25 protein-coding genes are annotated in these 22,171 nt (G+C 52.7%); 14 read left to right on the top strand and 11 right to left on the bottom strand.

Going from position 1 to position 22,171, the window contains the following annotated elements; genetic code table 11:
• Positions 1-4: 4 nt before the first annotated feature.
• Genes IMCC3135_RS00410 through IMCC3135_RS00450 form a run of 9 tightly spaced genes read right to left on the bottom strand, consistent with a single transcriptional unit; the run spans position 5 to position 6,949 of the window.
• Positions 5-1,000: a hypothetical protein gene (locus IMCC3135_RS00410; protein WP_157735654.1), complete on the bottom strand. Its 996-nt coding sequence runs from the start codon at positions 998-1,000 to the stop codon at positions 5-7.
• A complete protein-coding gene (locus IMCC3135_RS00415) occupies positions 997-1,875 on the bottom strand; it encodes a DUF58 domain-containing protein (RefSeq protein ID WP_088915771.1) in 879 nt (292 codons plus the stop codon). Before IMCC3135_RS00415 ends, IMCC3135_RS00410 begins: the two co-directional genes overlap by 4 nt.
• Positions 1,876-1,877: 2 nt before the next feature.
• Complete coding sequence (locus tag IMCC3135_RS00420) at positions 1,878-2,897, bottom strand: AAA family ATPase (protein WP_088915772.1); 1,020 nt, start codon at positions 2,895-2,897, stop codon at positions 1,878-1,880.
• A gap of 52 nt (positions 2,898-2,949) precedes the next feature.
• Positions 2,950-3,912, bottom strand: coding sequence for a YVTN family beta-propeller repeat protein (locus IMCC3135_RS00425; RefSeq protein WP_169727386.1), 963 nt, complete (start codon positions 3,910-3,912; stop codon positions 2,950-2,952).
• Between the two features lie 42 nt (positions 3,913-3,954).
• On the bottom strand, positions 3,955-4,497 hold the full coding sequence (locus IMCC3135_RS00430; protein ID WP_088915774.1) for an SRPBCC family protein: 543 nt from the start codon (positions 4,495-4,497) through the stop codon (positions 3,955-3,957).
• 15 nt (positions 4,498-4,512) lie between these two features.
• Positions 4,513-4,989, bottom strand: coding sequence for a hypothetical protein (locus tag IMCC3135_RS00435; RefSeq protein ID WP_088915775.1), 477 nt, complete (start codon positions 4,987-4,989; stop codon positions 4,513-4,515).
• 39 nt (positions 4,990-5,028) lie between these two features.
• A complete protein-coding gene (locus tag IMCC3135_RS00440; RefSeq protein WP_088915776.1) occupies positions 5,029-5,640 on the bottom strand; it encodes a hypothetical protein in 612 nt (203 codons plus the stop codon).
• The gene (locus IMCC3135_RS00445; protein WP_157735656.1) at positions 5,637-6,395 is read right to left on the bottom strand and encodes a MotA/TolQ/ExbB proton channel family protein; all 759 of its coding nucleotides are present in this window, start codon (positions 6,393-6,395) and stop codon (positions 5,637-5,639) included. The genes IMCC3135_RS00440 and IMCC3135_RS00445 overlap by 4 nt, the downstream gene beginning before the upstream one ends.
• Positions 6,392-6,949: a tetratricopeptide repeat protein gene (locus IMCC3135_RS00450; RefSeq protein ID WP_088915778.1), complete on the bottom strand. Its 558-nt coding sequence runs from the start codon at positions 6,947-6,949 to the stop codon at positions 6,392-6,394. Before IMCC3135_RS00450 ends, IMCC3135_RS00445 begins: the two co-directional genes overlap by 4 nt.
• Before the next feature lie 153 nt (positions 6,950-7,102).
• Between IMCC3135_RS00450 and IMCC3135_RS00455 the strand changes: the two genes are divergently transcribed.
• On the top strand, positions 7,103-7,930 hold the full coding sequence (locus IMCC3135_RS00455; RefSeq protein ID WP_088915779.1) for a quinoprotein dehydrogenase-associated SoxYZ-like carrier: 828 nt from the start codon (positions 7,103-7,105) through the stop codon (positions 7,928-7,930).
• Here IMCC3135_RS00455 and IMCC3135_RS00460 read toward each other — a convergent pair.
• Positions 7,927-8,298: a hypothetical protein gene (locus IMCC3135_RS00460; protein ID WP_088915780.1), complete on the bottom strand. Its 372-nt coding sequence runs from the start codon at positions 8,296-8,298 to the stop codon at positions 7,927-7,929. The genes IMCC3135_RS00455 and IMCC3135_RS00460 overlap by 4 nt on opposite strands.
• A gap of 29 nt (positions 8,299-8,327) precedes the next feature.
• Positions 8,328-9,005: a hypothetical protein gene (locus IMCC3135_RS00465; RefSeq protein WP_157735658.1), complete on the bottom strand. Its 678-nt coding sequence runs from the start codon at positions 9,003-9,005 to the stop codon at positions 8,328-8,330.
• Between the two features lie 347 nt (positions 9,006-9,352).
• On the opposite strand from IMCC3135_RS00465, the gene IMCC3135_RS00470 reads away from it, so the two are divergent.
• The 13 genes from IMCC3135_RS00470 (at position 9,353) to IMCC3135_RS00530 (ending at position 22,134) form a co-directional block, all read left to right on the top strand.
• On the top strand, positions 9,353-10,354 hold the full coding sequence (locus IMCC3135_RS00470) for a quinoprotein relay system zinc metallohydrolase 2 (RefSeq protein WP_088915782.1): 1,002 nt from the start codon (positions 9,353-9,355) through the stop codon (positions 10,352-10,354).
• 471 nt (positions 10,355-10,825) lie between these two features.
• On the top strand, positions 10,826-12,634 hold the full coding sequence (locus tag IMCC3135_RS00475) for a methanol/ethanol family PQQ-dependent dehydrogenase (protein WP_088915783.1): 1,809 nt from the start codon (positions 10,826-10,828) through the stop codon (positions 12,632-12,634).
• Between the two features lie 181 nt (positions 12,635-12,815).
• Positions 12,816-13,241: a c-type cytochrome gene (locus IMCC3135_RS00480; RefSeq protein ID WP_088915784.1), complete on the top strand. Its 426-nt coding sequence runs from the start codon at positions 12,816-12,818 to the stop codon at positions 13,239-13,241.
• Positions 13,242-13,292: 51 nt separating this feature from the next.
• Entirely contained in the window at positions 13,293-14,129 is an 837-nt protein-coding gene (locus tag IMCC3135_RS00485; RefSeq protein WP_157735660.1) for a substrate-binding domain-containing protein, read from the top strand.
• 13 nt (positions 14,130-14,142) lie between these two features.
• Positions 14,143-14,679 (top strand): rhodanese-like domain-containing protein, encoded by a 537-nt coding sequence (locus IMCC3135_RS00490; RefSeq protein WP_157735661.1) that lies wholly within the window; start codon positions 14,143-14,145, stop codon positions 14,677-14,679.
• A gap of 114 nt (positions 14,680-14,793) precedes the next feature.
• Complete coding sequence (locus IMCC3135_RS00495; protein WP_088915787.1) at positions 14,794-15,222, top strand: hypothetical protein; 429 nt, start codon at positions 14,794-14,796, stop codon at positions 15,220-15,222.
• 12 nt (positions 15,223-15,234) lie between these two features.
• Positions 15,235-16,461: an ABC transporter substrate-binding protein gene (locus IMCC3135_RS00500; protein WP_205737844.1), complete on the top strand. Its 1,227-nt coding sequence runs from the start codon at positions 15,235-15,237 to the stop codon at positions 16,459-16,461.
• A gap of 65 nt (positions 16,462-16,526) precedes the next feature.
• Positions 16,527-17,492, top strand: coding sequence for a YVTN family beta-propeller repeat protein (locus tag IMCC3135_RS00505; RefSeq protein ID WP_236994720.1), 966 nt, complete (start codon positions 16,527-16,529; stop codon positions 17,490-17,492).
• On the top strand, positions 17,489-18,142 hold the full coding sequence (locus tag IMCC3135_RS00510) for a hypothetical protein (protein WP_157735665.1): 654 nt from the start codon (positions 17,489-17,491) through the stop codon (positions 18,140-18,142). The genes IMCC3135_RS00505 and IMCC3135_RS00510 overlap by 4 nt, the downstream gene beginning before the upstream one ends.
• 104 nt (positions 18,143-18,246) lie before the next feature.
• The gene (locus tag IMCC3135_RS00515) at positions 18,247-19,152 is read left to right on the top strand and encodes an alpha/beta fold hydrolase (RefSeq protein WP_157735666.1); all 906 of its coding nucleotides are present in this window, start codon (positions 18,247-18,249) and stop codon (positions 19,150-19,152) included.
• A gap of 5 nt (positions 19,153-19,157) precedes the next feature.
• Complete coding sequence (soxC, locus tag IMCC3135_RS00520; RefSeq protein ID WP_205737845.1) at positions 19,158-20,411, top strand: sulfite dehydrogenase; 1,254 nt, start codon at positions 19,158-19,160, stop codon at positions 20,409-20,411.
• Between the two features lie 20 nt (positions 20,412-20,431).
• Positions 20,432-21,025 carry a c-type cytochrome gene (locus IMCC3135_RS00525; RefSeq protein ID WP_157735667.1) on the top strand — a complete coding sequence of 198 codons (594 nt, stop codon included), beginning with the start codon at positions 20,432-20,434 and terminating at the stop codon, positions 21,023-21,025.
• Between the two features lie 128 nt (positions 21,026-21,153).
• Positions 21,154-22,134: an ABC transporter substrate-binding protein gene (locus tag IMCC3135_RS00530; RefSeq protein ID WP_088915793.1), complete on the top strand. Its 981-nt coding sequence runs from the start codon at positions 21,154-21,156 to the stop codon at positions 22,132-22,134.
• Positions 22,135-22,171: the final 37 nt, after the last annotated feature.

Here is a 22,171-nt window from a genome sequence, read left to right on the forward strand (position 1 = left end):
CTTGCTACCTGCTGTTGCTTATTTCGCAATGGGCCAGGGCACTGGCAAGTTCCTCGATGGCGAAAGGTTCGTCACGTGGAGGAAGGGCGAAATGACGTGCGGCCGATGCTTCATAGAATGCTCTGATACGATCTTCCAGCGGCCGCAGCCAGCTGTGTGAATCGAACAAGGTGTCAAGGGAGGTTGTGTTGACGACCTGGCCTGCACTCTGGTTGAAGGCTCGGTGTAGTGTCTTCCAGGGCCGGTCAGGTTCGTCAAGCGTGGACTGCTTGCCTGACTTGAGCTGGTGCAGTGCCTGAGTGAACGGTAGTCTGACCTTGTCGCGCTGATGACGCCATAGATACCAACTTGCCCACGCTGCCAGGCTCAGTGCCAGCAGCCACAAGGCCAGGCGTAGGCGAGCAGCAGGGGTCGCCTCATCCAGAGCTGGCAGCGTCATATCAGCTTGCAGTGGGACGCCATTGACCATGGGAAGGGTATCGGCAAGGGCCTGATCTTCAATCAGAGCCGTGCCTATCGTGATGGGTCCCAACGTAAAGGGCCATGCCGCGACAAGCCTGTCAGCTTGCTGTCCACCAGGCGATGGTGCAAGGCTCAGTTCTGGCAGGGCTGCCTTGATGATGGTTGTCGGCGAGTTGACGATCTGATAGCGCACCGTGAGTATATGCCTGTCATCGGATACCGCTTTTATGACAGCGTCCTGGCGTTCCAGCCAGGTGCTGATACGCGTGGTATCGGAGAGTTCTGTCAGCTCTGTTTCGTGATAACCATCAGGTAGTGCAATGTTTTGCAATAGCACGTCGCCTACGACAAATCCGAAGCTGCGAGTAGGCACGATGCTCGAAGCAAGGTACGGGGCAGGCTGGGGTTCTGTGAGTGCAGTAGGGTCACCAGGCTCGGATTTCGATAATGCATCGCCTGCTGCCAGTGTTGGTCCTGCACTTGGCAGGAACATCATCAGGGGCAATAGTGCGGCTCGCAGACAGCGGCAAGAAGTCACAGTGCGGTCTCCAGGAAATAGCGTGTCAGGTGTTCTGCATCAAAGCCTGCTTCCATGTACAAAGGTGTGATGGCGTGTGCCGCAAACAGAGTGTTGATCGCCGTTCGTTTCTGACTCACGTTTTCTTGCCATTGTCTGATGGTTGATTTGCGCATGAGCAGGTTGTGCTGTTTGCCGGACTCACTGTCACGGGTACGCAGCCATCGGCCTGCCGCAGGTGGCTGAGTCTCGTTTTTGTCCCAGATGACGATAGGTATGACGGTGACGTGACTGAGCAGATCCAGCGTGTCTTCCAGGTATTCCAGCGGCCAGTGAAAGTCGGATAATAGAAAAACCATTGACGCGCCATGACTGACCTGGAAGGCGCTGGCATTGAGCGATTGTGGCTGCATGGGGGTAGCGTTGTTTTTGCTTTGGGCTGCCGAACTGTGCGAGCGCAAGATATCTGCCATGATCATGCCCACACCGCGGCCGGTTCTGGCAGTTAGTGTCAGATCCTCGCGCGGTTCATGATCGAAGGCAACCATTCCCAGCGCATCGCCATAACCGAATGCACTATGGCCAAGTGATTCCATGAAGTCTGCCGCGACATCCAGTTTGCTGACGGGTGAGCCGAAAGACATGGAGGCTGACACATCGACTATCGCTTGAATGACCGTGGCTGATTGTTGGCGTGTCGCCCGCACCAGCCAATCACGGTTCACGCTGCGTATGCTGGCCCGCAGGTCGAGTCTGCGCGGGTCAGGCTGGTCTATCAGGCGGACATAATTGGCAAATGCAAGCCCTGGCCCCCGAGCATTACTGCGATGCGCACCTGGTCGACTGCTGCCCGGCTTACCGGGTATGCGATAGACGAACTCTGATACAGGGCTCATGTTCAAGGGGAGGCGACGCCCTGCATGATTCCGGCAATCAGGGCCGGGGCGATGTCGGCACGTCGTAATTCGTAAACAGGAGTGAAAAATACACGGTGCGCCAGTGCTGATGGAAGTACCGCATGCAGATCTTCGGGAATCAGAAAATCTCTACCCGCCATCCAGGCTACCACTCGGGCAGCACGCAGCAATGCGCTCATGCCACGTGGACTGACTCCCGCAAGGATCAGCCGGTGCATATCAACACCATCTATGGAGACTCCATAGTCATGAGGCTTTTCCGTTGCCCGCCAGATTTGCAGAGCATAGGTTTCGATGGTGGGGCTGGCTTTGACATGCTGCTGAATGGCTGCACCGATCTGATTGAGCTGATCACCTCGACAAATACCTGCCTGGCAGAGATCCAGCAACTGATCTACATCGTGGTAGGCGGGGTCGAAAATCAGGGGTGAACGAATAGCGTCATCAACCGGTGTCGCCATGTTGAGTTCGAACATGAAGCGATCTCGCGCCGCCGATGCGAGTTCGAAGGTCTCCTCCTTCTCCACCTTGTTTCGATCAGCGAATACCGTCATATGAGGGAATCTGTATTCCTTGTTGAAGGCAGAAACAGAGCGCTCTGCCATGGCTCTGAGCAACAAGGATTGCACTTGAGGTCTGGCACGATTGATTTCGTTAAAGAAGAACGTGGTCAGAGACTCGCCGTGATGCAGCAATGGACCGGGGTCGATACGCGGCTGTCCTTCCGAGTCCACATACGTGTGGTAGACCAGATCATTGGGCATCAGGTCAATGGTACCTTCCACACGCTCGAAATCACCGCCAACCACTCTGGCGAAGGCACGCAGCACGGTTGTCTTGCCAACGCCGACATCACCTTCCAGCAGTACATGTCCACGAGCCAGCAATGCAACCGTAATCAGACTGATCAGAGATTCCTGTCCGATAACGGCTTTGGCCACACTTGCATTGACGGATTGAGCGGCCTGACGCCAGTCCTCGTGCTGTTCATCTGATATCAACGTTTTCTCCCTGTGAATACGACAACTGTTCTGATCAGTCTGTCGCTCCGCATTAATGTGCTATTGAATTTCCATAGGCGCGAGGGCCGTCTTCTACATCTATGGTTTCGATGACTGAGTTGGTTTGTGCATCAATCAGAGAAACACTATTGCTGAACCAGTTGGCCACATACAGGTAGCGATCATCTGACAAGGCTGAAATGCCTTCGGGGTATTCCCCCACTTCAATAAGCTGGATCACTTCCAGCGTGTCGGTATCGATGACTGAAATCGATTCATCGTATTGATTGGTGACGAAGGCACGTGTATTACCAAGGCCGAGCGCCACGGCGTAGGGGCGATCACCGACCGCTACTTCTGCCAGTTCGGTAAAGCTGTCAACATCGATGACGGTGACAGAATTGCTCTGTACATTGGCGGTGTAGAGTCGTTTGCCGGTCTGATCCAGCGTCACTCCAAAGGGGCGGTGGCCAGTGGTAACAGTGCGGCTCAGTGTCATGGAGCTTGTGTCGATCTCCATGAGGTTATCGCTGTCTCGATTGGTGACGTAAAGCCTGTCCTCGTTAGAGGACAGTGTCAGTCCCGAGGGTGATGTGCCGACATCCAGTTTTCTGTTCAGTTTGTCAGTCTGTCTGTCATAGCTTGATACGGAGTGTGTGTACCAGTCGGCAACATAGACAGAGGAGCTGGAGCAGACGATGGCCAGTGGGCCTTCACCTGCTGCGAAAGTCCTGCTTACTTCAAGTGTGTCGATGTTGATGACCGACAGAGTCGCATCTCCGGGGTTGCTGACGTAGGCCTCGTCGCCTTGCGGGCAGACACTGATTCCAGCTGGCTCCTTGCCCACGGCGATGGTCTTGATGACACGATGATCAAGGGTGTCAATGACGGAGACTGAGTTGGAACCCTGATTGGTCACGAAAGCCTGCGAGGCCTCAGCCAGGCAGGCGGATGAAAAGACCCACAGACTCAACAGCATGAGTAAACGCGGTGTTTTGTCCGAGGGTGTGTTCATGATGCTGAACATTGCAGCTTGTATTGCGATTGACGATTCGCGTTATTGGCTTTCGGCGAGTGTCTTCAGATGTTCCAGACCTGCTTTGTAGAGACCTGTGACAGCCGCAATGGCTGCATCATCATTGAGCTCTGCCGGTGGATCATTGTTCGGGTAGCCACGATAGAACGCACCCTTCCAGGTGACGATGCTGCCAGTACCTGAATCCTTGACAGAAATTGTGGAGGAATAGTTGTTGACCGGCAATATCGCTACGTCGTGGGTCTTGACTGGAATCTTGTAGGTGTAGGACATTTTCTCATCGCTGTGTTTCTTCAGCTCTTCATAAACCTTGACATCGGGTGCCAGAATGAGTGTTCGTTTTGCCTTGGGTTCGTTGCCCCCCTCGCTTTCGATACCGGTGACCATGGGCAGCCAGACATCGGCACTGCCAAAGTCTCCGATGATTTCCCACACCTCACTGGCTGGTACGTTGATCTGGATGGTTTCTGTGACCTTCTTGCGGGTAGGCCCGTGTGCTGACAGGAATGTTGATGTCGACAGGAGACAGACAGCGAGGCACAGCTTGACTAGTAGTTTGGGCATGGGATGCTCTGTTGCTTAGTTTTTTCCGGGAACAAGCCCTTGGGGGGCGTCCACGAATACAATTTGCTGATCAGTGATACGGGTTTGTTCCAGACTGCCCAGATCTGTGTTGTTACCGAGGCTGTTTGAAACTTCGCCAATGACGGGTAATCCTTTTCTCAATTTCCGCGACGCCTTGTCAACCTTGTCATGCAATGCCGGCGTATAAGGCAGGCTGTAGGCGCGCGGTTCGTTCTGTGACATGCCGTGCTGCAGCTCGGTACCCCAAAGATAGATCCGATGGGGTTCTGCAACGTTGACGGCGTGCAGATAAAACTGAGGTGGCAAATCACGTTCTGTTGGCCAACCCTGTACAGCAGGCCAGGAATGGTAGATGACCCCGAAGAAGAAGATCATGACCACATTGGTCAGTGTCTTTACGATCCAGCTCCAGTAGGAATACAGATTGAACCCCAGCAGTAGCATTGCCAGGGCAATGTACGCAATGATCAATCCTGTGGTGTCCAGCTGAGGTATCGTGAATCTCCGGGTCTATTTGGGTACGAGACTTTTCGGTAGCTGGTTGATGTTGGAAATACTGCCATTACTGGCTACCGTAAATCGGACTGCGGTTTTTTCTTCTCCTTTGAAATCAAGTAAGGTCTGACCATAGTATGCAACGGTATAGACCGGATTGACCTTGGCCACTTTGACCCATACCGGTACAGGCAAGGATGATTCACTCTGATAATAGTGCACGTTGACGATGTACTCGCCAGGCATCACACCACGGATTGCGACGATTTCCTGATTCAATGGCGTCTGAACCTCAACGCCATTGATCTGCAGTGTGTCGTTGAGCATGCCGCGATCATCCCTGTCCAGATGGACCAGGTTGCTGCTCTTGTTGCGGAACCACATCGTGCTGCCGCTGGGATCGAGTATCCAGGTGTCGATATCGTCCGCACTGCCATCAGGCCAGCTGACGGTCACAACGTACTGTGCATCGATATCGATCTTGCCGGTTTTTTCTGCTGGATTGATGAAAAGTATGGCAAGAAAGAACAGCAGGATGAAGCCAAGTAATATGTTGAACAACAGATCGGTAAACGGATCAGCACCCGCAGCGGAGCTTCGGTAGCGTCGTCGTGAGGTGTTTCTCACGGAGCTGCTTGCCCTGTCGAGGCAGGCAATGATGATGTCTCGCCAGCTGGTGTTTGGTTCTGTGCAGAACGAAGATTGGCGTGTCGATGATTCTTCACCCGTAGGAGCAAACCTGCCAGGTGTTCGGTTTCCCGGCCCAGAATCAGATACTGAAAGTTCAGGATGCTGGCGCCCAGCAAGCCCGTCAATGTCGTGAGCAAGGCGGTTCCCATGCCGCCACTCATCGCGATAAGCAGATTTTTCAGATCATCGCCGCCTTCGATATTGATATCGGTCAGGGATGCGAATATCAGTATGAATCCGATGATAGTGCCGAGCAGGCCGAGCCGCACGGCAAGGTCGACGAAGAACCAGCCAAGGTCGACCGAACTGCGGATCCGGTCCGCATGGATGTCGACAATGTTGTCATCGGGGCTTTGCTGGTTCTGCCCTGAATAGAGCGTATCCAGATCGTCCAGATAGATTTGCAGAAAAGGCGGGCTATCGTCCGGTTGAGTGCTGTGTCCGTCAAGCCATGCCTGCAGTTGCGCAATATGGCTGGAGAAATGAGCAATATGCCAGCCGCAATGCGCGCTTGCTGCCAGTACCAGAGCCATGGTCAGCGGTGCCATATAGCTGCGATCCAGGTCCAGTATCAGCGCAAGATAGCGTTGATCCCAGGCGACATACAGACCGAATAGAATAATGCTGAGCAACAGCATCCAGATCTGCAGGAAATGGTGACGATGAATGAAGATGGGGTCACCAGAGTTCATAGAGGCTCGGCAGAGAGCTGGTCGAGTCTGTGCCATTTTGTCTTGGCCGCCGCCATCTGCAAGGGTGTCAGTGTCAGTTCGCTGGAAAGCTGACTCAGATAGTTTTCGGCCCAAGGGTTGCCAGCTATTTTTGCGTGTGTATACCAGCCAAAGGCTCTTTCCGCATCCTTGCGCACGCCCAGGCCTTGATTGTAGAGATGGGCCAGGTTCAGCTGGGCAGCTGCAAATCCCTGTTTGGCTGCGGCATGATACTGCAAGGCTGCGTTGCGATAATTGCGATCTACTCCCATGCCCAGATAATGCAGATTGCCCAGTGAGTTGCGTGCCTCGGGGTTGTTATTGGTAACTTCGCTTTGCAGCAGTTCGCCAGCACGAGAATATTGCCCCTTCGCCATGGCATCGATATAGCGGGAAGCGGGCAGGCGATCAATCAGATGAAAGGCGATCAGAATCGCGGGAAGCAGCCCCATCGAAATACCGAAGAACCATTGCCCTCGCGGGTGGGTTTGATCGGCATTGATTGCCCTGACAGACTGGCTGAGTAACTCAGACATCTGCCGTTGGCTGGCTTGTGATGAGCTCTTGATTCATGGTATAGAGCTTGAAGCGATATCGTGTCAATGCCGATATCTTCAGTTGAGTGTGAATAGTCGGCTTATTGTTGTCAATAGATACTCAAGGGTTAAAAAGTACCAGGGAGACGAGGAATGAAGAACACTCGGGAAGCGGTCAGAGCTTGTTTTCAAGCAATGTTTTTCGTGCTCAGCCTGCTGGTTTGTGTCGCCCAGGCACAGGCACAAGATGATCGTTGGCCGCAATTACGCAAGGCGTATTTTGGCGATACACTCGTGACGCTGGGCGATGACGTCATTACCATGGATGCCCCTGGCCGGGCGCATGATGCGGCGACAGTGCCTATTACGATAACGGTTGTGGATACAGAGCGTCAGGTACGCAAGCTTTATCTGTTTGTCGATCAGAATCCTTTGCCGTTGGCCGGAATTTTCAAATTCACTGAAGAGGCAGGACTGTGGCATGCGCTGGAGACGCGTATCCGTATCAACGAATATACCCATGTGCGAGCAGTGGGTGTATTGGCAAATGGGGAATTACACATGAGCGAGCGATTTGTGAAGGCCGCAGGTGGTTGCTCTGCCCCGGCAATGGCCGATATGGACAAGGCAATGGCGCGTGCTGGCAAGATGAAACTATTGCTCGACGAAGTAAACGCAAGCGATACTCTGCCCTTCTCGGAAGCGGTGATCAAGATCAGTCATCCGAACAATTCGGGTATGCAGTTTGATCAGATATCCAGGAATTACATTCCGGCCTTTTATGTGAACCACATCAAGGCCGACATCGACGGTGTGGAAGTGCTCGATGTGGAAACCAACTTCTCCATGAGTGAGAACCCGGTCATTCGCCTGGCCTTCAATGGCGAGATGAAAGCGACAACCTTGAACGTTGTCGCCATGGACTCCAAAGGTAATCAGTACGAGAAGTCAGCCTCGTTAACCACTCGCAATACCAATTAGAAACAACGCAGGGTAGATTCGGACTGGATTTCCAGCAAGGCATCTACACGCTCCTTGGCCCAGGTCGAGTCGCGGTAGAAAACACCGCGTTGGCCACGGTCTTGTTGCACTTGCATAACTGTCGAAATCTTTTCGTAGTCGGCAAAGCTCAGGCGCTCACGAATGAAGTCGATGCTACATGAGCATTGATGCAGCGATTCAAAACTGTTGCCATTGGCAGCCATGCAGCCCAGCACATAATCAGCAATGACAGGCGTCGGATATTCGTTGGATGTTGCAGTGCACTCTTCAGCATTTGCAACTTGCGCTGACGTCATCAATATCAACGATACGGCCAGAGAGCGGATGAGCCACGATACTTTGTACATGCGAAATAATCTCTTTGTGTGTGGGCCTGTCATTCCAGCGACAGAATGCGATTGAACTGCTGATCATCCGCTTGAGCGGTTACTGAGATCCGCAACACGCCGGCAGGGGCTGAGTCGCTGAACTTGAAACTGAAAAGGGCATGGCGGAAAATGGATGATGCTTCCAGATACGTATCATCGATGAAGGGTGAGAACGATACGTTGCTGGTCACTATCTCTTTTTGATCATACTGATCTTTACCGCTTTCTACGGCCAGCTCCTTGTTGGCCAGCGCGTCCCGGATACGATTTCTGAAGTACAGAGTGCCGCCGCCGGTTGCCGTTGCCATGCTTTGGGCAACATGTTCCAGCATGGCAATGACAACCGGGTTGCCGCGATAGCCTGAAAAAGGCGGTAATGGCAGGTTCCGGCTGTCTGTCAGGAAGTTGAGTTCGACATCGCGACGCCCTTCGGGAAGAGCCTTGATAATATTCAGGCTGGCGGTATCCACGATATTGTCTTCACCAGGGTTGATGGCTTTGTAGTGGTATTTGATGACATCGCCTTCGATGGTATTACTGAGATGACCTGTGTCGTAAATCAATGTCTGAACATCGGTGAGCTCTTCAAAGGCGTGGCTCGGCAGGGCGCACATTATCAACAGACAGCCCGCAGTGATGCGGCTGAACAGCTTGCGGTGCGGTTTGAGTGCCATTGATAGCTGCATGGTTAAGAAAAACTCTGGTAGAAAAATGGTGAGTTGTTTAGGGGGCGTCCGCATCTGAAATGCGCCAACTATTATGTGGACGACCCCTTAGGTAATTGTTTTACGATCCCTAAGTTAGTGTCCAACGCTTGTTAAAGTCAAGCAGGCTGATATGCATTTTTGCAGGCCTTGCATTCAAGCCTTGACGGCGCACTGAAGAGCACGTAGTCGGCTCTGACTGGGAGTGGTTTTAATCCTGAGAGGGGTTGTACTTGTAATAATAGTTGGTGTGTGTCGATCAGCGGGGTATCCCTGCCTGAGAGTGGGGGTAGGATGTCTGTTGACACAGACATCCATGGTCACCGCTCATGCTCTGCAGGATTCAAGAATCGTTCAATGTATCGTTCCCGCCTGTGCGCCATGTGTTGTTCTGGCTTGTGTTCAGTCTGCCAGGCATGAATGCGAACGCAGACACCGAAGTGGGGCCAGCGACTGACTCAGAAGTCGTCACGGAAGATGTTGACGGTTTCACTGTAAACGAGGTGGCAGCGGGTGTATACCTGCATCAAGGACGTCATGAGCAGATGTCAGTGTCCAACCGTGGTGATATCGTCAATAGCGGATTCATCATCGGTACGGATGCGGTTGCCGTGATTGACCCGGGCGGCAGCGTACAGAACGCCCGCTTGCTGAGCAAACTCATCAGAGCTCATACCTCGTTACCGGTGCGATATGTGGTGCTGACTCACATCCATCCCGATCATATGGCCGGGGTATCAGCTTTTCCTGCGACCAGTAAAGTGATTGCACACAGGCATTACCCGAGAGCTTTGGCACAGCGTGGTAATTTTTACTACGAACGATTCTCCACATTATTTGGTGGAAATATTGTGGAGGGCTTGCGTGTGCCGGACATTCTTGTCGACGAGAGCATGAGAATCGATCTGGGTGGGCGTCTGTTAAGCATCAGCGCTCATTCGACCGGGCATACGGACAACGACCTGAGTGTGTTTGATCACACGACGAAAACCTTGTTTGCCTCGGATCTGCTTTTTGCTCAGCGTACTCCGTCGTTGGATGGCAGTCTTGCCGGATGGCTGGATGTTTTGCGCAGCATTAAGAATGAAGACTACGCACTCGTGATTCCCGGGCATGGGCGCCCCGGCACTTGGCAAGAGGTTGCTACGCCTCAGATTCGGTATTTAAATGCATTGCAACATCGCGTGTCCAGTGACCTCGAACGTGGCCTCACTCTCTCGGAGGCTATTGAGGCTGGCATGCAGGAAACCAACGAGGAGGGATGGCAGCTTTTCGAAGAAATACATCCGACGAATATTACAAAGGCCTATACAGAACTGGAGTGGGATTAGCTCAAATCTGCTTGTTTTGGAGAGTTCAAATATTCGGATAGCTGGATATTTGTTGTTCGTATGGGCCTAATGTACAAGGCCATAAAGCCGATCATACGGGCTATTTGTATTGACCTCATTCGAAGTTCAGGTGTAATTTGTAGATATCTGATTAGTAACAAAAGCGAAAGACTTTTGCGCAGTCAGTGAATGTGGATCCGGGGAATATTTTTTCATTGTTTATACCTGCAATAAGCTCATGTCGACATGTCAGTGCGTTATGTCTCGTACGTGGCTATCTCCCGGAAATGCTCCTGCTGGACGATTCAAGTCTGGAAATGCCTGACTGACGTGTTTTTTCAATGGTCAGTTTTTCAAAGCTGCGCTGTTGAAAGCAAGGCACTGATGGGCATGCAAGGCGATGCATCGTTGAATGGGAACATCAAGTATTTTGAGTAATTCAAATATCTCAATCAAACTGTGGAGAGAGCAATGATAAAAAGCTTCGCCAGAACGACGGTGATAGCCACGCTGGCTACGGTACTTGCGGGAGTCGGTACCGCAAGCGCCAATGACGAGGTCAAGGAGTTGTCCGGCAATCCTGCTAACTGGGCTATGCAGACAGGCGATTACGCCAATACGCGCTACAGTAAACTGGATCAGATTACCGCTGAAAATGCGAAAGATCTGCAGCCTGTATGGACATTCTCGACCGGTGTCCTGCGTGGTCATGAAGGGGGGCCGCTGGTTATCGGCGACACCATGTACTTGCATACGCCGTTTCCTAATCGTGTTTATGCGATGGACTTGAACGAAGAGGGCCGCATCAAGTGGATGTACGAGCCCAAGCAGGATCCGGCGGTCATTCCGGTCATGTGCTGCGATACCGTCAACCGTGGACTTGCTTATGGCGACGGGAAGATATTCCTGCACCAGGCTGACACGACACTCGTGGCGCTGGATGTCGAGAATGGGGACGTCGTCTGGTCAGTCAAGAACGGTGACCCGGGCAAAGGTGAAAGTGGTACGGCAGCACCGATGGTCTATAACGACAAGGTATTCCTGGGTATATCCGGTGGTGAGTTTGGTGTTCACGGCAGCATCACGGCCTACAACATTGCAGATGGTTCACAGGCATGGCGTGGCTATTCCACGGGTCCTGATGACATGACTCTGATGGATCCTGAAAAGACCACACATCTGGGACAAGCTGTGGGCGTCGACTCAGGCACCGCAACTTGGGAAGGTGACCAGTGGAAGATCGGTGGTGGCACAACCTGGGGCTGGTTCTCCTTTGATCCGGAAGAAAATCTGATCTATTACGGCACCGGTAATCCAAGTACCTGGAACCCTGTACAGCGACCGGGCGACAATCGCTGGTCAATGACAATCTTTGCTCGCGACATCGACACTGGCATGACCAAGTGGGTCTACCAGATGACGCCACACGATGAGTGGGATTTTGATGGTGTCAACGAGATGATTCTGGTTGATCAGGAAATCGACGGTGAAGATCGCAAGACGCTGGTTCACTTTGATCGTAACGGTTTTGGCTACACCATGGATCGCGTTAGTGGTGAATTGCTGGTTGCCGAAAAGTTTGATCCGGCTGTCAACTGGGCAACACATGTCGATATGAAGACTGGTCGTCCTCAAGTGGTTGCCGAATACTCAACCGGTCAGAATGGTGAAGATGTCAATACAACAAACGTCTGCCCGGCAGCACTGGGATCAAAAGATCAACAACCAGCAGCCTACTCGCCGGACACCAATCTGTTCTATGTACCAACGAATCACGTGTGCATGGATTACGAGCCGTTTGAAGTGGAGTACACAGCAGGACAACCGTACGTTGGTGCAACGCTATCCATGTTCCCAGCTGGCAAGGTTACCGAAGATGGTACCGACAACCTGGGTAACTTCATTGCCTGGGATGCTGCCAAAGGTGAAATCAAATGGTCTATCCCTGAAGCTTTCTCAGTCTGGAGCGGTGCTCTGGCAACGGCCGGTAACGTTGTTTTTTACGGCACGCTGGAAGGTCATCTGAAGGCTATCAATGCTGAAACGGGTGAAGAGCTGTATCGCTTCAAAACACCGTCTTCCATCATTGGTAACGTAACGACCTGGGAGCACGATGGCAAACAGTACATCGGTGTGTTGTCAGGCCTGGGCGGATGGGCCGGCATCGGTTTTGCTGCCGGTCTTTCCGGTGATACAGACGGTCTGGGTGCAGTAGGTGCCTATAAGTCACTGTCCAGTTACACCGCTCTGGGTGGTGTGCTGACGGTTTTTGCTCTGTAATTACAGCCAATCTGGCCTGAAAGAGACACGTGCTCGTCGGTTTGATGTGACGAGTACGTGTTCTTACTGTCAGGCGTCTGTAATCCATTCTTCTTCAGTGATGATTGAGTGGCAGGTTCAGTTAGACGACTCGCTACTTTATTCGTATCAAGACATTACCGAACCGTTTTCATAATCTGCCATGAACAAAGTCCAAACACTCGCACTATGCCTTTTCGTTCTGTCGCCAACGTTTGCGAATGCTTCTGAGGGGGATGTGCCGCAGTACGTTGTAGAAGACGGGAAAGTCGACAAGGCAACCTACAACGGATATCGTCGTTTCCACGGTACGTGTCATGCCTGTCACGGTCAGGATGCCTTGGGTAGTAGCATTGCCCCGGCTCTGGTTGAATCGCTGAAAACCATGGACTACGAAACATTCAAGAAAACCGTGTACGAAGGTAGACAGACAACCGATGCCTCCGGAGCCGTAAACGCCATGCCATCGTTTGCCATTGACAAGAATATTACCAAGCATCTGGATGATATCTATCGATACCTCTCGGCTCGTGCCGCAGATGCTCTACCGCCAGGGCGTCCAGAAAAAATCCCCAAGAAGAAATCCTGATATTGATATGTCTGTTAATGGCTCATGTTTTCAGCTAACCGGATAGACGTGGTGAAGATTGCTCGAATCGTTGTCTTGCTGTCCGTGGTTGTTCTTGCCACGGCTGCCAGTCTGACGCAGGCAGCAAGTACCGGACGTCAGGCACTCACAACATCGCATTTGCGCGTTTGTGCCGATCCCAGCAACCTGCCTTTCTCCAACAAGGCGGGTGAGGGATTCGAGAACCGGATAGTGGAATTGATCGGCAAGGAGTTGGGGCGAGAAGTTCTATATACCTGGTTTCCCCAGACCACAGGCTTTATCAGAAATACATTGAAATTACGTCAGTGTGATCTTGTTTCAGGCATCACAACGACCAGCGAGACGGTTCAGAATACTAATCCGTACTATCACTCTGCGTATTCGATTGTTTATCGAAAATCACTGGGTGAGCCACTTGTCACGATCACGGACCCGCGGCTGAAATCGTTACGACTGGGAATCGTGGCAGGCACACCCCCTGGCGATATTCTTGCGGGTCAGGGCTTGATGGGAAACATCAAACCTTATCATCTCCTTGCAGATACTCGGCGTAATGCGCCCGCCAGGCAGGCAGTGTTGGATGTGGCTTCAGGAGAGACCGATGTTGCGTTTATCTGGGGGCCGATAGCTGGCTATTTTGCGAGTCAGTCAGAAGAGCCGCTGGTGGTCACGCCATTGTTGAACGAAGATCGCAGAGTTCGCATGAATTACCGCGTATCGATGGCCGTACGATACAACGAGACAGACTGGAAACACGAGATCAATGAAGTGCTGGCGAAGCTGCAACCGCAGATCGACGAGATACTCAAAGAGTACGGCGTGCCATTACTGAATGATCTTGGGGAGTTGCGAGATAGCAATCCATAACAAGCAGCTGTGGTTGACGTTATTGCTGTGTCTGGGTTGTTTCTCTGTCATGGCGGTGGAAGAGCCTGCCGAATACCGGATGGAACGGTACGATGACGAGGTGCCAGATACCTTGTCTGGAGCGGTACGTATTAGCGCCGTTGAAGCGTTGGAATTGCAGCAAGACAAGGGCGCGGTGATCGTGGACGTCATTCCCGAACATCGGCAGCCGGAAGAGTTGCCGGAAGACCAGTTATGGTTGCCGGTCCCGCATGAAGGCGTTGCTGGTGCGGTGTGGTTACCCGACGTGGGTTACGGCCTGTTGTCAGTAGTGACGGAGACCTATTTCAGGACTCATCTGGAAAAATTGACTGAAGGCGATTTGAAACATGCGCTGGTTTTCTATTGCCGGACAAACTGCTGGATGTCCTGGAACGCCGCCAAACGTGCTTTGGAATATGGTTATTCTTCGGTGTTCTGGTTGGCTGAGGGTATAGAAGACTGGAAGTTCGAAGGGTATGAGCTGGAAATGCTGGAGCCTGCAGAAGGAAAACGTCAGACAGATCGTTAAGCGACGATCACACTATTTGCAGGCGGTTTGGCTGATTTGTCAGGCCGCTCGCAGGCTGTCAGAAAAATCAGACAGATAACTGAAAATTCATAATTGCCTTTAAAGGGAGATGTAATGATGAAAAAGCGGATAGCTTCAACAGTCTTGTTGCTGGCAAGTGTTTTTGGTGCATCCACAGTTTATGCACAGGCGGGTTTGTTGACAGGCGGTGCAACCAAGCTTGAGCCGATTACGCTCTCTTCGGGTATGCCGCTGGCGGACGCGCCTTATGAGCTGGAATCTGGCGGATATTATTCGATAGATATTGTCTGTGACGGTTCAGCAGAGCTGGCTATCTCGGGTTCCCAGTTTTTCCGGAATGTCTGGATGGATGAAGTCGTGATCAACGATATCGAAATCAGACCTTTGGGTATCGACAGTCTTGAGTTTGACGATGAAGGTACAGCGACACTGAAGTTCATAGCTATTCGGCCCGGTACCTACGAGGTTCGTATTCCCGGTACAACCGGGGAGACTCAGAAAGCCACGTTCACTATCAAGTAGTGGAGGTGCGCTATGAAAGCATGCCAATCCGATAGCAATAAGATCGGGCAGATGCTGCGCAAGGCTTTGGGGGTTGTCTGTACCATTCTGGTATTGACACCCGCTGCCTGGGCGAAGCAAGAGCTGGAAGTTCCGTTGCTCTATGTCAGCCGCGAAGAGCCCGTTCAGATTCCTTTGTCTCTACTGGATATTCCACCCGATCAGAATGGTCTGCTGGGAGCACAGCTGGGGCTTAATGATAATCAGACGACCGGCAATTTCCTGGGACATGCGTATTCGATGGAAAGTGTCGTGGCAACTGAAAACGGCGATATTGTCGAACTGGTCCGGCCCTTTGTCGAAGCCGGTCGAGTGTTGATCGTTGCGGATCTGGATGCCGCGGACTTGATAACGTTAGCGGACACCTTCGCGGAGGCGCTGCTGTTCAATGTGCGCTCCACCGATAATCATCTACGTAACGAGAGTTGCCGAGCCGGCATCTTCCATGTTGCCCCCAGCCGAGCCATGTTGACAGATGCACTGGCGCAGTTCCTATCCTGGAAACGTTGGGACGAGCTGGTGCTGGTTACTGGCAGACATGAAAATGATCGCCTGTATGCTCAATCCTTGCAGCAGTCGATGAAGCGCTTCGGACTGAAGATTGTCGAAAACAAGAACTGGACCTCTGTACCTGGCGCGCGCCGCACTGACTCTGGTCATCACAGTGTGCAGCAGGAAATACCCGTGTTCAGTCGTTTCAAGGATCATGATCTTGTATTGGTGGCAGATGAGCAGGATGAATTTGGCGAGTATTTTTCCTATCGCATGACTGAGCCTCGGCCAGTGGCTGGCACGCAGGGTCTGGTGCCTACCAGCTGGGATCGTACCCAGGAGCAATGGGGAGCTACCCAGATCCAGCGTCGCTTCCATCAATTGGCTGGTCGGGACATGACAGAACGTGATTATGCAGCCTGGGCCGCTCTGCGTGCCATTGCCGAGGGCGTCACTAAAACCAGTTCTGCGCAGGTGCAACAGGTGCGTGAATATCTATTGTCTAAGGATTTCAAGCTGGCCGCCTTCAAGGGTGTGCCACTGACTTTCCGAGGCTGGAACGGACAGTTGCGTCAACCCATCTTGCTGGTGGCACCACGCATGCTGGTCAGTGTTTCACCGCAAGAGGGGTTTCTTCATCAGGTCAGTGAACTGGATACGCTGGGTATTGATGAACCGGAATCGGTTTGTACGCAATTCAACTCTTAGAGCTCGCGATAAATGACTTTTTCACGAACCCTTGAATTTAGCTGAGGAAACAAGCAATGCACAGAATGAGTCGAATAGCATTACTGTCGAGTCTGATGATGGGCCTGGCTTCGCCGGCAATGGCGTATACGATTTACGTCTCCAACGAAAAAGACAATACCGTCAGCGTTATCGATGGCGAGTCTCTGGAAGTGATTGACACGATCACTGTCGGTCAGCGACCTCGCGGGATTGTTCTGAGTCAGGATGGTAACGAGCTGTATATGTGTACCAGTGATGATGATCATGTAGAAGTACTGAATCTTGACACGGGTAAAGTCACACATACCTTGCCCTCGGGTCCTGATCCGGAACTGATGGCTTTGAGTCCCGATGGACGCCGCCTGTATATAGCCAACGAAGACGACAATCTGGTTACTGTGGTCGATGTCGATGAACGACGCAAAGTGGTTGAAATACCCGTCGGTATCGAGCCTGAAGGCATTGGCTTGAGCCCGGATGGAAAGTGGTTGGTCAACACCTCGGAGACCACCAATATGGCCCATTTCATCAATACCGAAACGCTCGAAATCGATGATAACGTACTGGTTGATTCCCGGCCGCGTGTCGCCCAGTTCAAGCCCGATGGAACAGAAGTGTGGGTATCTTCGGAGATTGGTGGCACGGTATCCATCATCAATGCCGAGACTCGGGAAATCGAGCATTCAATTTCATTTGAAGTTCGAGGTCTGCCGCCCGAGGCTATTCAGCCTGTGGGAATCAAGTTGTCTTCCGATGGCAGTAACAAGGCCTATATCGCTCTGGGACCTGCAGCCAGAATAGCGGTGGTGGATATGCAAAGCTATGAAGTGGAGAAATATCTGCTGGTCGGACCCCGAGTCTGGAACATGGCATTCTCACCGGATCAGGATCGTCTGTTTACAACCAATGGTGTTGGTGGTGATGTATCAGTTATCGATCTGAAGAAAATGAAAGTCTTGAAGTCCGTCAAGGTCGGGCGTTTACCGTGGGGTGTGGTGGTAAGGCCATGAAAACAGCGGCTGCCAGGCAGGCTTGTCGAAACTTGTCTGTGTGTGTCTTGCTGAGCGTTTCTACCTATGGCGGGCAGAGCCTGGCGCAAGATGGCGATGTCGAATGGCCTTGTATACAGAGACTGGTACCGGAAATATCGGCGGCTGTCATGTGGCCTCTTCCCATTGAAGAGTCGATGCATGGCTTGTGGAAGAGCGATACTGTCATTCGTCCGCTGGCAGAACGTCTGGGTGATATGCCCGCTTATACCGAGGCTGAAGAAGAGACGGTCAGGGCTTTTGCACAAGGCGTTCCAGATCCGCAGAAAGAGGAGCGGCTGAGCCTGCTGGCGGCGGGTATCCTGGATGTGACCAATGGGCTTCGTCAGCAATACATCCGTGGCATCAAGCGCTATACCCGTCAGCAGATTGCAATTGCAGGACAAATCGGCGAGACACTCAATGGCATCAGCTCACTGGAAGAGAGCTCTGAGGGCGAGCCGGAATCCGCACCTGATGCGCAACGCGAGGAATTGCTGGCGACATTGAAATGGCATGAGCGTGTGTACGACCAGCGTGAACACGCCATCCGCTCCTTGTGTGATCAACCAGTTGAGCTGGAGGAGACGCTTAGTGATGTACTCAGGGATCTGGCGCAATACCTGCCATGATCCCCAGCCAGCAGCCTCATTGCCTGACTGCTGGTAATGTCTGTTGGCGTGTAGGGCGTGTAGGGCGTGTATTGATCTGGAGCATTTGGTTTTGCGGCTGGACCATGAATCTGTCTTTGGCGCATGCGGCCAGTGATTCTCCTGCGGTTTTAGCGCCGCCGCATGAGATGCAGGGTGAGTTCGTCAATCTTGATGGATTTCGTCTGCGTGTTGATTGTCAGGGCCAGGGCGATGTCACGATCTTGTTCGAGCCTGGTCTGGGCGGCAGTGCCTTTGAATGGCGGCCATTACAGCAGATGCTGATGTCTCGTGCGACTGTCTGTGTTTACGATAGAGCAGGCTACGGCTGGAGCACGCGCTCACCAAAACCACGCACCGCAAGATACCTGGCTATGGAAGCGGATCAGATGCTGACGGCTATGAATATCAAGGGGCCATTGATTCTGGTTGCCCATTCTTTTGGTGGCTTTATTGCGCGTATGCTGGCATTGCAACGAAGTGAACAGCTAATCGGTCTGGTGCTGATAGACACTTCTCACGAGTTGCAACTGGAACGACTGGAAAAACTGAAGGGCAGTAGCATGATGCCCAAAGGAGCTAGCTTTGTTATCAGTCCGCCCGAGATTCCCGCAGCCCTACCTGTCGATGTGCAGGAAGACATTCGGCGTTTTTCCCGTACACGCAAGACCTATGCTGCTTTGCATGCAGAGATGGGTGGTTTCAGAGAGTCTGCCTATCAGGTACGCAGAAGTCGGGTTGAGGTGAGCTGTCCGGTGATAGTTATCCGGCGGGGCAAGGATTTACATGCCAGTGAATACAAGGGTGATCTGAAAACTGCTGTCTGGGAAGAGTTGCAACAGGATCTGGCCAGTCTCAGTCCACTGGGCAAAGTGGTTGTTGCCCAACAGAGCGGACATCATGTGCATGCGGACCAGCCTGAGCTGGTTGCTGATGTGCTGTTGTCACTGCTGGATGAACTGCCTGCCGGGGAGAGTGCCTCGCGGCATTGATGATCATGCAAAACAAGCGCTTATATCCGGCAAAGACTGCCCAGATGCGAACCGACCGACGATCGTTTCTACAGCTTGGTGGTTTGGGGTTGCTGGGAGCGGGGGTGGCCGGTGTGAGCGATGCCGCAGAGCCGCCAAGCTGGTCTGAAGCAGGCGGTGGTTTTTCAAATTACGGCCAGCCAGCTGACACTGAGCAACGAACCATTCGCTGGATATCCGCCAACCCGGCGGTCCCCGGTGAAGGCGTCAGCTGGACTCCTTTGCACGAGCTTGAAGGCACTATCACGCCGAACGGTCTGCATTTTGAACGACATCATAACGGCGTGCCTTCGATAGATCCTGATGAGTGGTCACTGTTGGTCAACGCCAGCGGTGAACGAAGTTTGCGCTACTCCCTGGCTGATTTGCATCGATATCCCTTGCAATCTCGCATACTGTTCATTGAATGTGGCGGCAACAGTAATACGCTGTGGAAGCCGCAGCCGGTACAAGCCGCTGCGGGTCATTTGCATGGGCTCGTCTCCGGCTGCGAATGGACTGGAGTGGCGTTGTCTGTTTTGTTGCAAGAGGCTGGCATCTCGACACAGGACAAGTGGTTGATCGCGGATGCGATGGATGCCTCTGGTGTGACGGTCAGTTTGCCGATAGCCAAATGTCTGGACGATGTGCTGGTCGCCCTCTATCAGAATGGCGAAGCCTTGCGGCCTGAAAATGGTTATCCGGCTCGCCTGGTGGTGCCGGGCTGGGAAGGTATCGTTAATGTGAAATGGCTGCGTTCACTGAGTTTGTCGGATGTGCCGTTGATGTCAAGATTCGATACGGTCAGCTATACCGACCTGCAAAAGGATGGAATCGCCGAACGCATGACCTTCGAAATGGGCGTGAAGTCCATCATCACCTCACCTTCGGTGGGTCAGCAACTGACAACGACGGGCGACTATGAAGTACGCGGGTTGGCCTGGAGTGGGGCAGGCCGTATTCAGACGGTGGAACTCAGCGCTGATGGCGGCAGAAACTGGGTACCCGCCCATTTGCAGGAACCGGTTCTGGATCGCGCTCTGACACGCTTCAGACTTCCCTGGCATTGGGACGGACGAGCTCAGGTATTGATGAGCCGGGCAACGGACACCGCCGGTGCCCGTCAGCCGAGTCGTGATGAATTGATCTCGGCCAAAGGAGGCAATGTCTATTATCACTACAACGGCATCTGTGCCTGGGCCGTCGATGTTGATGGGGACATCAGTCATGTTTATGCGTGATGTCTGGCTTGGGAAAAGAAATGGTTTCATGTTCAGTGGCCGCTGAAGAGCGTAGCGGCTCACGCTGCCTGACAACTTGCCTGCTGTTAGTGTCGTGCTGTTTGATGCTGACACCAGCACTTGTCGAGGATACGTCCGATACATGGATCAGCGATCGCTGGGAGGGACCGGCTCTTGGCCAGCCACTGAGTGATGCAGATAAGCTGGACTTGCCGGTACACGTGTTTGCCGATGGTAGCGGCTTGCCTGCTGGTGCAGGCACTGCGACAGAAGGCGCCATACTCTATGCTCGGCAATGTGCGGCTTGTCATGGTAGCCAGGGGCAAGGTGGCAAGGCTGTCGAATTGGTGGGTGATCGTTCATTGCTGGTCAGTGAGTTTCCCGATCGGGGTATTGCCACATTCTGGCCGAACGCGGCAACTCTATTCGAGTATGTCTATCGATCAATGCCACCTGAACAGCCGGCCTCGCTCAGTGCGAACGAGCTTTATGCCATTCTGGCATTCGTACTGGAGCTCAATGATTTGCTGGCACCGGGGGACTCGCTTGATGCCGCTCTGCTCAGTACTATCGAGATGCCGAATCGTCAGGGATTTCGTACTATTGCGCGTTAATGGCGTGAAATTATCAAGCATTCGACTCGGCCTGCGTCACAGTGTGTGGTACCAAAGTGCAACAGCTCAGAGTCTGTCGGTGTGTTCTAGTGTGTACACTGTTTTAAAGATAAACCGATGGGGAAAACATGAAATTGCGATTTACAAACCTGTTGGGTTTTGTATTGATGCTGAGTCTTGCTTCGGTGTCTGCGATAGCGGCAGATTCCACGGTGCGCGTGGGGGTTCTCAAGTACGGTACGGTTAACTGGGAGCTGAAAACCATGCAGCATCATGGTCTTGACAAGGCTAACGGTTTTGAACTGGAAATCGTGCCGTTTGCGGGCGGAGATGCCACACGAATTGCCTTGCTGGGAGGCGACGTTGATATCATTGTTTCTGATTGGCTGTGGGTCTCCCGGCAACGTGCAGAAGAGCGCGACATGACCTTCGTTCCCTACAGCTCTTCAGTGGGCGCCATCATGGTGCCGGGCGAGAGTCCAATGCAGAGCCTGGCAGATCTGAAAGGGCAGAAAATCGGTGTTGCCGGTGGTCCGCTGGACAAGAGCTGGCTATTACTACAAGGCATGGCCAAGCAGGAATACGGTTTTGATCTGGCGGCGGAAAATGAAATCGTTTTCGGAGCACCCCCTTTGCTGGCAGAAAAGGTGCGCGACGGTGAACTTGATGCTGTGCTCAACTACTGGCATTACTGTGCTCGACTGGAAGCTGATGGTTTTCGTCGATTGGTCAGTGCCGAGCAGGCCGCTAATGCGCTGGGTTCCAGCGGTCCGGTATCGGCCATTGGTTATGTGTTCACCGACAGCTGGGCAGAAAATAATCCGGCAGCAGCCTTTGTAAAGGCTTCGCGCGCCGCCAAACAGATCATGCTTGAATCCGATGACGAGTGGCAGCGACTGGCTGATAATGGCGACATCAAGGACGGACCGGCTGCACTGACGGTGCTGCGTGATAGATTTCGTGAAGGAATTCCAGCACGCGCTCAAGCTGATGAAGTGAAAGATGCCGGCATCATCTACGGTGTGTTGAGCGAATTGGGAGGCAAGAAGCTGGTTGGTAACTCGCCAGACATGAGCGAAGGCACCTATTGGAACGGTATGCCACAGTAGCTATATTGCAATGATGACCCCTGATAGCGTAATCACA

Origin of the sequence: Granulosicoccus antarcticus IMCC3135, from assembly GCF_002215215.1 — a bacterium.
Lineage (GTDB): Bacteria > Pseudomonadota > Gammaproteobacteria > Granulosicoccales > Granulosicoccaceae > Granulosicoccus > Granulosicoccus antarcticus.

Coding starts and splice junctions, on each gene's coding strand:
- IMCC3135_RS00415 (WP_088915771.1), bottom strand. CDS start 1,875: ATGAGCCCTGTATCAGAGTTCGTCTATCGCATACCCGGTAAGCCGGGC.
- IMCC3135_RS00425 (WP_169727386.1), bottom strand. CDS start 3,912: ATGAACACACCCTCGGACAAAACACCGCGTTTACTCATGCTGTTGAGT.
- IMCC3135_RS00430 (WP_088915774.1), bottom strand. CDS start 4,497: ATGCCCAAACTACTAGTCAAGCTGTGCCTCGCTGTCTGTCTCCTGTCG.
- IMCC3135_RS00445 (WP_157735656.1), bottom strand. CDS start 6,395: ATGAACTCTGGTGACCCCATCTTCATTCATCGTCACCATTTCCTGCAG.
- IMCC3135_RS00450 (WP_088915778.1), bottom strand. CDS start 6,949: ATGTCTGAGTTACTCAGCCAGTCTGTCAGGGCAATCAATGCCGATCAA.
- IMCC3135_RS00455 (WP_088915779.1), top strand. CDS start 7,103: ATGAAGAACACTCGGGAAGCGGTCAGAGCTTGTTTTCAAGCAATGTTT.
- IMCC3135_RS00460 (WP_088915780.1), bottom strand. CDS start 8,298: ATGTACAAAGTATCGTGGCTCATCCGCTCTCTGGCCGTATCGTTGATA.
- IMCC3135_RS00465 (WP_157735658.1), bottom strand. CDS start 9,005: ATGCAGCTATCAATGGCACTCAAACCGCACCGCAAGCTGTTCAGCCGC.
- IMCC3135_RS00470 (WP_088915782.1), top strand. CDS start 9,353: ATGCTCTGCAGGATTCAAGAATCGTTCAATGTATCGTTCCCGCCTGTG.
- IMCC3135_RS00475 (WP_088915783.1), top strand. CDS start 10,826: ATGATAAAAAGCTTCGCCAGAACGACGGTGATAGCCACGCTGGCTACG.
- IMCC3135_RS00480 (WP_088915784.1), top strand. CDS start 12,816: ATGAACAAAGTCCAAACACTCGCACTATGCCTTTTCGTTCTGTCGCCA.
- IMCC3135_RS00495 (WP_088915787.1), top strand. CDS start 14,794: ATGATGAAAAAGCGGATAGCTTCAACAGTCTTGTTGCTGGCAAGTGTT.
- IMCC3135_RS00500 (WP_205737844.1), top strand. CDS start 15,235: ATGAAAGCATGCCAATCCGATAGCAATAAGATCGGGCAGATGCTGCGC.
- IMCC3135_RS00505 (WP_236994720.1), top strand. CDS start 16,527: ATGAGTCGAATAGCATTACTGTCGAGTCTGATGATGGGCCTGGCTTCG.
- IMCC3135_RS00510 (WP_157735665.1), top strand. CDS start 17,489: ATGAAAACAGCGGCTGCCAGGCAGGCTTGTCGAAACTTGTCTGTGTGT.
- IMCC3135_RS00515 (WP_157735666.1), top strand. CDS start 18,247: ATGAATCTGTCTTTGGCGCATGCGGCCAGTGATTCTCCTGCGGTTTTA.
- soxC (WP_205737845.1), top strand. CDS start 19,158: ATGCAAAACAAGCGCTTATATCCGGCAAAGACTGCCCAGATGCGAACC.
- IMCC3135_RS00525 (WP_157735667.1), top strand. CDS start 20,432: ATGGTTTCATGTTCAGTGGCCGCTGAAGAGCGTAGCGGCTCACGCTGC.
- IMCC3135_RS00530 (WP_088915793.1), top strand. CDS start 21,154: ATGAAATTGCGATTTACAAACCTGTTGGGTTTTGTATTGATGCTGAGT.